Consider the following 10,339-nt stretch of genomic DNA (forward strand, 5'->3'; position numbering starts at 1 on the left):
ATTTTATGACCTGTGAATTTGTTTTTTTACCAGTTGGCAATGCTGATAGCATAATTATCTATCCTGATGGTGGTTCAGCCGTTGTAATTGACCTGCATAAAATACCTTTACTTCGTAAATGGTTTCAAAATAGAAAAGAAACTAATATCAGCAGAATATATATTACTCATGAACATCGTGATCATTTTCCATCACTTGAAGATTTAGTTACTTTTTTAGACAACTGGTTAAAAAGTGGAAAAGTAGGAAGTATTTGTCTACCTTATCAGGTATATCAACAAGCGAAGAAAAAAGTTGCTGCTAACAGAGCCGCTAACAAACGTCTGGAAGATGCTTTAGATCAACTAGCACGTTGGGAAAAAAAGAGCATTATAACTTTTATAGAAGTTACTCGCGGATCAAATCCATATTCTCAAGATTCTTTAGAAATTCATGCTTTACATCCAGGGCTTTTATATGCTCAGGATCATTTAGCTAACACTGGTAGTAAGGATAATGAAATATCGGTTGTCTTGTGTGTTAATTATGGTGATTTTACAGCATTATTTTTAGCAGATATTGAAGGTGCAGGTTTAAAAGAGTGTGCAGATTTATCAATTGCAAACCCAAATGAATTTATTGCTAATCTTGTTAAAATTCCTCATCATGGAGCATGGCCTAAAAATAGTGATGACCTTCAGAAATTGCTCGAAACAATTAATGCAGAAATAGCAGTTTTATCTGTAGGTAGCACTAATAGATATGGTCATGTTATCCCAGAATTGTTTAACTTATTGATAAACCTACAAAATGATGATTCTAAGCGATTAAAAAAGTTTGCCTGTACAGAAGTTACTCGAACCTGTATTAAATCAGCAAGCGATCTTTCAAAGATGAGTAAATCAGGTTTAGCAAAACAACAATTATGTGCAGGAGAAATTACCATTTTTGCAGAAACTTCTGGAAAATGGCAATTAAAAACTGAGACAGACCATGAAAATGTAATTTCTACATTGAAATACCCAGCGTGTAAAGGTTTTATTGATCAATACCTTGTCCATTTTTTGTAGGTCGGGTTAAGCGACAGCGCAACCCGACGCATTTGTTGGGTTATGGCTTCGCCACACTTCGTGAACGTACCTCAACCCAACCTACAAATCAAGACTTTTTTCGATTTGGACAAGGTATTGTTGATGTTGGTACATTATCTAAATAGTTATAACTCATATTCCGCACTTCACAATGTAGTATCCACCTTTTCAAGAATTATTCCTAATAAGGGTTAAATTGTTCAATATTAATACCTAAAATGATGGATAAAATATGTGTTTTATTGAACGATAAAAAATTAAATTATGGAAATATTCGCGTATTACAAAATGAAGTGCGGAAAGTGGGTTATAAGAATTTTGAATAAAATTATCACTTCCTTTCCCCCAACACCAAAGTAGAATCTGCACTGTGTCCGAATTCTTCTGGTGCATATTGAAGATGAACTTCCGCACCTGGCCAAATAAATGTTCCTGGGGTAACGGAACGAACTAAATAATGTAAACTGTAAACTCCTGGTTCTAGATGATCTGCATAGGAAATAATCCGATCCTTATGGATTGTTTTATATCCTAATTGCCAATTATCGGCTTTTGCCTGTAATGCTGGTGTCGCAGTTTGAAAACTATCATCTACAGCTTCAAATCCTGCGGGTAATGGGTCTTTTATGACTACATGATCTACAGGATGATCTGTAATTACTTCTAAACCAATATCAAATACTTGTCCAGGTTGTAAGGTTAATGGTTTATCAAAAGCATACATTCCGGTTTTTTGAATAGTTTTCTCTTCATTAACTTTACTAATTTCTCGCGTTACTCGTAAACCGTTAAATCTCCCTGGTTGATTTCCTTGTAAACGATATTTGTAAGCGACTAAATAATGCAATCTGCCTTGTCCAGATTTTTGTAACCATAAATCACTTTTACCTTGATGTAATTGATTCATAGGAATATTTATTTGTAAGTTAGGATTTTGATAGCCATTAAAACGGGTTTCTCCTAATTTCTGATTTCCTAATTTTACCGTAGTCATAAAATTAGGTGGTGTGGGTTGAAGTTGGCTATATGCAACTAAAGCTGTGAATGCCTGGGCGTTATTATAACTAGATTCCCATGTTCCTTCTCTGCGTAAATTTAGCAGACTTTGCAGTAATTTATCAATAATTTCTGGGTTGGTTTTTTGGTCAATAAATAACCGTAAAGCTTGGGCTTGGGTGACAGTGTTTGAACTCATCCAACTCCAAGTTTTGGGTAAATTCACAACTGCGGTACGTCCAGTTTCATAGATATTCTTTTGGAACTCTACCCGCATGATTTGGGCTTGATTTTGCCATTCAGGAAATTGATATAAATATCTGGCTAATTTGATTTGAGTAACTAGATCAAAATCATCACGTTGTTGATAAATATCTGACAAGAAACTATTGCGTTTATCTCCTAATTGTGCTAAGGCAATTAAAGAATTTAGTTGCAGTTGAGATTTACAAAGTTTCTGTTTACAAAAGTCATATTGTCCAGGGTTAGCGAGAACATTTTGTAAATAAGTTTTCAACCTAGAAATGATTTTACTATCCACTAAATCAGAAAAGTTTTGATTAGCTATAACTAAAGATTCTCCAGCATAAGCAGAAACCCAAGGATCTGATTTTTCTTGTCCTGGAAATGTTGCAAAACCACCGTCTGCTATTTGCAGTGTTTGTAATTGTGCTATTGCTATTTTGGCTTGTTCTTGAGGATTAAATTCTGTAAATGTCTGATTATATTTTTGGGTGAGAGTTTGCAGATTTGCAGCAATTAATAATTGACTTGCGGCTGGTTCTGCAAATGGTAAATCATTATTTTCTAAAACTTGTTTTGCAGGGGCTTTAATTGCGGGAATTAAGGTACTGGCTAATTGAATATCTAAACCTCCGGCTTCACGAAAGGTATTTTTAGCAATATTCAAGGGAATTTTTACCTGTCTTTCACTTACACCAGTTTCCACAACTTGTTCGGTAATTTCTAAAGGTTTAATTTTCAAGGGGACAGTAAAACCATCAGCAATATTATTTAATTGAGTGGTAAATGTGACTTTACCTTCGCCCAAATTACCCGCTACCATTGGGAAACGATAAGCTTGGGTTGCTGATTCGGCTTTTGGTTGTAATGAGGTGGTTTTGGGGTTATTTTCGGCGAAGTTAAGAGAACCGCTAAGTTCACCGTTAATAGTCAGATTTCCAGTGTTTGTGGTGGTGTTGGTGACGGATAAACCTGCCAAAATGCGATCGCCACTCCGGGCAAATTGTGGCAAAATAGCATTAGTTATTAATGGTTTTGTGGTGATAAATGTTGCGTCACCATTCCCAAACCGCAGATTTCCATCTGTAGCCACAACCATTATCCGCCAAGTTGTTAGATTATCGGGTAATTTAAAGGTGATTTTTGCTTTACCATTTTCATCACTAATTACCGAACCATTGTAATAAGCTAAAGCTTGAAAATCTTCACGAATCCGAGTATTTGCTAAACCATTGGAGAAACCTCCACCATAACCCCAACCTTTGGGTAAACCTGTAGCTAACGGTGCTAATTTAACATCACGACGATTATCACTAAATCGGGTAGAAATTGGTTGTTCTCCATAAACAGTATCTACCAAATTTGGCGGACGATAACCAGTTAATTGTAATACCGCTTCATTCACCACCATGACAGTAAATTGTCCTTTGGTAGCGTTTCCTTGATGATCTTTTAATTCCAGTTCTACATTTGCTTCTTTTCCAGGTTCTAAAGATTTTTCAACTGGGTTAACTTGTACCTTTAAATATTTATCTGCTAGGTTAACTTTAAAAGCTGCAAAACCAATTTTGGCTAAATTTTCTAAACTTCCCGGTTCTACTTGATTAAGTGGTTTACCTTGTCTGACTAATACCGCTTCTACTGCTGCATTAGGTAACATTTCTGGCGTAATTGTAAACTGAATTTGGGGCGCACCTCCTTTAATTTTAACTACTTGTTGATAGAGAGGTTTATCTTTAATCACCGCAAAATATAATTCTCCTTCTGGGTAGGGAGATTGAATTAAAGCTGTAGCTATGTCTCCAGGTTTAAACTCTTTTTTATTTAATTTAACCTCCAATTTATCTTTTTCTTCTCCACCCCAAAATACTTGATTTTCTCCTGTCACCCAAATTTGTAAATCTGTGGCTGTAAGTTCATCTCTACTATTACTAAAATTAGCGCGAATCCGATATGAACCTGATACAGTAGGTTTTAAATTGACTGTTTGGGGGGTATTTCTAGATGTAATATCTGTTTTCCCAACTGTCTGATATTCAAATTGATTTTGTGGAGTTTTGCTACCTTCAACAATTTTGGTGACGCTGCTATATTTCATCTGTTGTAATTCCAGATGTACCCGTTGATTTTCTAAAGCTTTTCCAGTTGCGTCAGTGACAATGAATTCTATAGGACAATCTTTGCCAGCGTCAGCGACAAAATTCGTTTTTAAACCAATTATTCGGTTACTGGGTAAAGCGGTAAAACTTTGGGAATTAGCAACAGATAAATTAGAAATATCACTAATTTGCACATCTACCCGATAAGTCATGGGGTATGGTAAATCTTTAGCTACAGTTACAGTTTGACTACTTTTCCCATTAGCATCTAATTTAGTGTTAGTTTGCAAAACATCATTCGTCACATTGGGACTTTCTTCTGGCCAAAACCATTGTCTCCCAAAACTAAATTCTTCCCAACCTTTAGGGATAAAATTAGTCTGTTGACGAGTGACAAAATATTTAGCTTCTCCCCCTTCAACTGGTGAACCAAATAAATAATTACTTCCTACCTGCACATCAATTTTGTCATCAATTACTGCAAATTCTTGATTGAGTTTTAAATCAACTTTAAAATTTGGGGGTTTAAATTCTGCTACTCGAAACTCTCCCGAAATTTCTTGTCCCTTGTTACCTTTAGCTTTAATAGTATAAAAGCCTAAAGGCTGATTTTGAGGAATTGGTAACTCTAAAGAAAATGTACTAAATTGGTTAGTTGTTTTTGTTCCTAAATCTGTATTTTGTCCATTAGGACTAACTAAAGTTAATTGATAAACGGAATTTTTATCTTCTTGAATTTTACCTTTTTCTAAATAATCTGCAAAAGCAGTAAAAGCAGCTTTTTCTCCGGGTTGATATAATTGTCTATCAGAAAAGATAATTCCTCGTGATTCTGGTTTATCAGCTTCCCAACCAGCATCAATTCCATAACCATAAGCACCACTATATTCTTCCGTTCTCGCAAATGCCCAATCTTGATTTTCACTGGCGATTACTAATAATTGTAGTCCGCTAGATTTTAATTTGGGATAACATTGTATTAATTGATTATTCTCAATGATCAAAATTCCCTTTTCATCAGTTTTTCCAGTTGCACAGGGTACAGGTTGAGGACGGGATTTTTCTGCTAATTTTGATTGATAAACTTCAATATTTACCGCTTTAACTGGTGAACCATCACTAAGATGATGAACCCGAATTAAACCCGATTCTGGAAACCATTGAGAAAAGACACCTAAATTAGTTAATTGTACCATGCCATAAGTTGTCGGTTCTTTCCACAATTGCTTACCGTCTTCTTGATATTTATGAGTTCGTGCTTGCACTCCATAAGCTAACATTCCCTGACGATTACCTAATTTTTCTTTCAGAGGAACATTGATAGTTAATGACTGATTTTGTTTACCCCTAATTTTGAAATCTTGCCATTTAGAAGGTTCGGGTAATAAATCATTAGCAGTATTTGTATAAACCAAATCTGTAGGCTTAACAATGCGATAAGCAGCTTGATATTTTGACTCTGGTAAATTAATGGTATCAATATTAATTTGCAAATCTTTATCTGTGGGGAAAATATTTAAATCTGATGGTACAGAAATATTTCCAGCCACATCACCAGTATCATATTTAATTGTGACTGGTTTACCTAAAGTTTGCCCAAATTTATCTTTAAGATTTTTCTCAATATTAATTGTATAAGTAGTAGATGGTTCTAAAGCATAGGGATTAATGCTGACAATTCTATCTTCTTCAGAAACTTGCAATACAGTATCAATATTTTTAGGTACGGGCTTAATTTTAATATTGTCCTTAACGGAATCTGCCAATAAAATGTTATTAAATTCTAACTGAGGACTACCTTTAGTAAATCTCCCATAAGTTCCCCCAGAATCTGGTTCTCCATAGGGTTTAATTCCCACAAATCCTAAAGGTGAATAAGTTGCTAATTTACTGACAAATTCTTTCTGACTGGGTAAATTACCATTAGCAGGAAGAATACCAAGAGAAAAAGTCAACCGGTAAGAAGTAGCTTTCTCTAAATTTTGCCCAGGAATAAGATTATAAACCCAATTTCTGACTGAAGGGTCAAATTTTTCAAAAGGATCTAAACTTTCTGGTGTTTCTTCCTTCGCTAATTCCACCTTAAAACCCACACCTTGGGTTTTACCTTCAGGAATTAACTGTAAATGCTTTTGGACAGAATCTAAATCTAATTCTAAATTAGAGGTAAATTGCAACTTTGGTTGTAAACCCATTGGTTCAACTACGGCTTTTTCAATCGGGTTAACTCCTGGTAAATTAGTAATTTGAATAGATTCAGTATTAAAAGTCCAAGCCAAATCTTGACTTAACCGATGATTTTTTAAATCTGCTAAACCCGCTTTAAGAGTAACCTTAACTCGCGTTGCTTTCGGTATAGCTTTATCAGCTTGAAAACCCACCATACGCGGAGTTAAAAAGCGAAATTGTCCCGGTAAAGGAGGCCAAATCGCAAATTTAGTTAATAAACTTTGCTGTTGGGGACTATCAAGACTTTCAACAGGAATTAAAGCTTCCTGAAAGCGAATCCGAATTTGACTGGTAGGTTTTGCATCTCCTAAAGGACTGATTTGTTCTATCCAATCTGGTAACTTTGGCGTAATTAATGACTCAACAGGTGGTAACTTTTCCTTACCTGGTTGAATAGTCATAAAATTACAACCAGTCATTCCAAACACGAGAGTGACAATAAACAGGAACTTAAAGATTTTTCCAATCATCATATTAAATGCAAAAAATATCAACAGCAATTAGCTACAGTGAATAAACCAATCCTAAATAAAATGTAAACAACTCTCCTCCTCTGTGTTCTCTGTGCCTCCGTGGTTCGATTAAAAAACAGGAATGATATATAGATAACTAATGTAACGTAACTATTTCCCAAAAAGCATACAATTCTTAACATTATTATGAATTTACTAACTCATTTCCTCAAAACTCTTACTCTCTGCGTCTTAGCGTCTCTGCGTGAGATAAAATCATATAAATTGCAGATAAAGCGAAACTACAAACTGAATAAAATTATTGTCCCTTGCATTTTAATCTATTTATTAATCCGATTATGTCCTTATTTTGCCCCTATTCGTAGTCTAGATATTGCCCAGAATCAATTAGCAATAGAGTTTACAGATCGTAACAATTTACCATTAGGAACTATATTAACCAGTGATCAAGAAAATACCTCAGTTGTCAAATTAAATCAAGTTTCACCACAATTCATCAAAGCAATATTAGCCGCCGAAGATGCTCATTTTTATCAACATGGGGCATTAGATTTAAAAGCAATTTTTCGAGCGATAAAAATAGCAATTGAGAATAAAAAAATTGTTTCTGGTGCTTCCACAATTACCATGCAATTGGCGAGAATGTTGGATAATTCACCGCGAACAATGACTGCAAAATTAAAAGAGGTTTGGTTATCTTGGCGATTAGCTGCGGGAATGACGAAAGATGAAATTCTTGCTGCTTATATTAATCGTTTACCTATGGGGGGAAATATTTATGGTGTAGAAGCTGCGGCGCAAATTTACTTTTCTATTCCTGCTAGTGATTTAAACTTAGCCCAAGCTTCTATTTTAGCGGCAATTCCTAATAATCCCACTTATTTTAATCCTTATCAACATCGAGAAAGATTACAGCAAAGACAGAAATATGTTTTAAATAGAATGGTACAGGAAAAATATATTTCTGATGCAGACGCGCAACTTATATATAAAGAAAAAATAATATTTCAACCCCGTCAACAGGGAATTATTGCTGCACCACATTTTCTATTTTGGTTAGCCAAACAAAACAATACACCTAATCAGGAATCATCACCTATTCGCACGACAATAAATCGCCCTTTACAGCAATTTGTGGAAGCACAAGTACAACAAGTAATTTCCTCTTTAAAGGCTAATAATGTCCATGATGCAGCAGTAGTGATAATTGACAACTCCTCTGGAGAGGTTTTAAGTTATGTTGGTTCGCCTGATTATTTTAATGATGTGAAATTAGGACGAAATGATGGAGTACAAGCTTTACGTCAACCTGGTTCTACATTAAAGCCATTTGTGTATGAATTAGCTTTAGAAAAAGGAGTAATTAATCCTCATACGATTTTGCCAGATGTACCTGCCCATTATGCAATTCCAGGAGCGAAATTATATAGTCCCACAGACTATACTAACAGCTTTCTCGGTCCGGTGAGAGTGAGAGTTGCTTTAGCAAATTCTTTAAATGTACCTGCGGTAAAGGTATTAGAAAAAGTGGGTGTTGAAACTTTTTTAAATCGCTTACATGAGTTGGGTTTTGCACATTTAAATCAAGATGCTGAATATTACGGTTTGGGTTTAACTTTGGGTAGCGGTGAGGTGAACTTGTGGGAACTAGCTAGGGCTTATTTAACTATGGCTAATATGGGGAAAATAACACCATTAGTAACTACATTAAACAGTTCCCCAAATTCAAATTCTCAATTTTTAGTTTCCAATTATTGGCAATTAATTATTGATATGTTAAGCGATCGCTATGCCCGATCCACAGCTTTTGGTGTAGACTCAGTGTTAAATTTGCCCTTTCCCGTCGCTGTCAAAACTGGTACATCTTCAAATTATCGTGATACCTGGACAGTTGGCTTTAGTAGTGATTATACTGTGGCTACCTGGGTGGGTAATTTCAACGGTGAACCCATGCGTCAGGTTTCCGGTGTCACAGGGGCTGCACCTTTGTGGAACAGAATCATGTTACATCTGCATGAACATCAAACACCCGCTAATTTTCCATCTCCAGAGGGCATGGTAAAATTACCAATTTGTGCCATCACAGGGCTAAAACCTACACCTAGCTGTACTTCCGTAGTTCAAGAATATTTCTCTGTAAAAGATAAAATTGCATATCAAAAATCTACGGATTTTCATTTATCACCTGTGTATGATCAATGGTTAGCAAAACAGCCACAATTGCATTTTAATCCTGATAATTTCCGAATTATCTCTCCTCGTAATGGGGATTTATTTCTGCTGTATCCATCTGGAGAGGGACAGCAAAAACTAGAATTTAAAGCTAGTGGAACATTAAATCAGTCTATAGACTGGTGGCTAAATGATCAACACTTATCTACACAATCAACCAATGCGATATTTTGGCATTTACGCCCCGGTAATTGGAAGCTAGAAGCCAGAACTGGTAAGATGCGTGACCAAATAAACTTTCAAGTAAAGTTAGGAAATATCCAACCGAGAAAACAAGGTTTTTCTGTAGCAGATCCTACTAAATTATAGGATGTTATGGATTGATGAATTTTACATAATCACCTCAATCTTTTATCCGGGATTTGATCAATTAAAGTTGATTATGTAAATGTGGTTAAAAGTTTTCAGAAAGTGAAAATAGTCATGAAAAATACACAAGAACGCAAGTCTACTAAAAAGAAACAGTCTTTTTCTCCTGTTGATATTGGGACTCCTAAAGTACCAGTCCGTAAAACCCAAGCTAAAAATAAACAGTCTGAATCACTCAGCGACTGGGAACACGCGAGTTAATTTATGAACTGCTTTTCTTTCCCTGCATCTGTCTAAACTATGATTTGTAGTGATTTTGGTGATAATGATGATTTAATATGGTAATCATTGAATCAAAGTAATCAAAATAATTATAGTTTAGACAATAATCAAGTAAGGTAGGGTAAGTTAGGGTCAAGAAAAGATGATCAATGAAAAGTATAAATACTCAGAACTGACATCCAAAATCATTGGATGTTCTATGACTGTGCATAAAACATTGGGTAATGGTTTTCAAGAAGTAATTTATCAAAGAGCATTGGTAATTGAAATGCAATTGGCGGGTATTTCTTTTGCAAGAGAATTTGAAATGCCAATTTTTTACAAAAAAGAACAAATAGGAACACGACGAGTAGATTTTTTGGTCGAAGGTGTTATTTCAGTTGAAATAAAAGCAGTAACTAAATTA

Annotated in this window: 5 protein-coding genes; 4 read left to right on the forward strand and 1 reads right to left on the reverse strand. The window is 35.1% G+C overall.

Features of this window, described 5'->3' with window-relative positions; genetic code table 11:
- The first annotated feature begins 5 nt into the window (after positions 1–5).
- Positions 6–1,049 carry a ComEC/Rec2 family competence protein gene (locus FJR37_RS14435; protein ID WP_168466327.1) on the forward strand — a complete coding sequence of 348 codons (1,044 nt, stop codon included), beginning with the start codon at positions 6–8 and terminating at the stop codon, positions 1,047–1,049.
- A gap of 352 nt (positions 1,050–1,401) precedes the next feature.
- On the opposite strand, the gene FJR37_RS14440 is transcribed toward FJR37_RS14435, so the two are convergent.
- Positions 1,402–7,110, reverse strand: a complete 5,709-nt coding sequence (locus tag FJR37_RS14440; RefSeq protein WP_168466328.1) for an alpha-2-macroglobulin — start codon at positions 7,108–7,110, stop codon at positions 1,402–1,404.
- A gap of 186 nt (positions 7,111–7,296) precedes the next feature.
- Between FJR37_RS14440 and pbpC the strand changes: the two genes are divergently transcribed.
- The 3 genes from pbpC to FJR37_RS14455 all read left to right on the forward strand — a co-directional run.
- The gene (gene pbpC / locus FJR37_RS14445; RefSeq protein WP_168466329.1) at positions 7,297–9,651 is read left to right on the forward strand and encodes a penicillin-binding protein 1C; all 2,355 of its coding nucleotides are present in this window, start codon (positions 7,297–7,299) and stop codon (positions 9,649–9,651) included.
- 114 nt (positions 9,652–9,765) lie between these two features.
- Complete coding sequence (locus FJR37_RS14450; protein WP_168466330.1) at positions 9,766–9,912, forward strand: hypothetical protein; 147 nt, start codon at positions 9,766–9,768, stop codon at positions 9,910–9,912.
- A gap of 163 nt (positions 9,913–10,075) precedes the next feature.
- On the forward strand, positions 10,076–10,339 hold a 264-nt coding region (locus FJR37_RS14455), incomplete at its 3' end, for a GxxExxY protein (protein ID WP_168466331.1).

Origin of the sequence: Aphanizomenon sp. UHCC 0183, assembly GCF_009712065.1 — a bacterium.
GTDB lineage: Bacteria > Cyanobacteriota > Cyanobacteriia > Cyanobacteriales > Nostocaceae > Dolichospermum > Dolichospermum heterosporum.

Excerpts from the sequence above, each read along its gene's own strand:
- FJR37_RS14435 (WP_168466327.1), top strand. The coding sequence starts at position 6 with ATGACCTGTGAATTTGTTTTTTTACCAGTTGGCAATGCTGATAGCATA.
- FJR37_RS14440 (WP_168466328.1), bottom strand. The coding sequence starts at position 7,110 with ATGATGATTGGAAAAATCTTTAAGTTCCTGTTTATTGTCACTCTCGTG.
- pbpC (WP_168466329.1), top strand. The coding sequence starts at position 7,297 with ATGAATTTACTAACTCATTTCCTCAAAACTCTTACTCTCTGCGTCTTA.
- FJR37_RS14450 (WP_168466330.1), top strand. The coding sequence starts at position 9,766 with ATGAAAAATACACAAGAACGCAAGTCTACTAAAAAGAAACAGTCTTTT.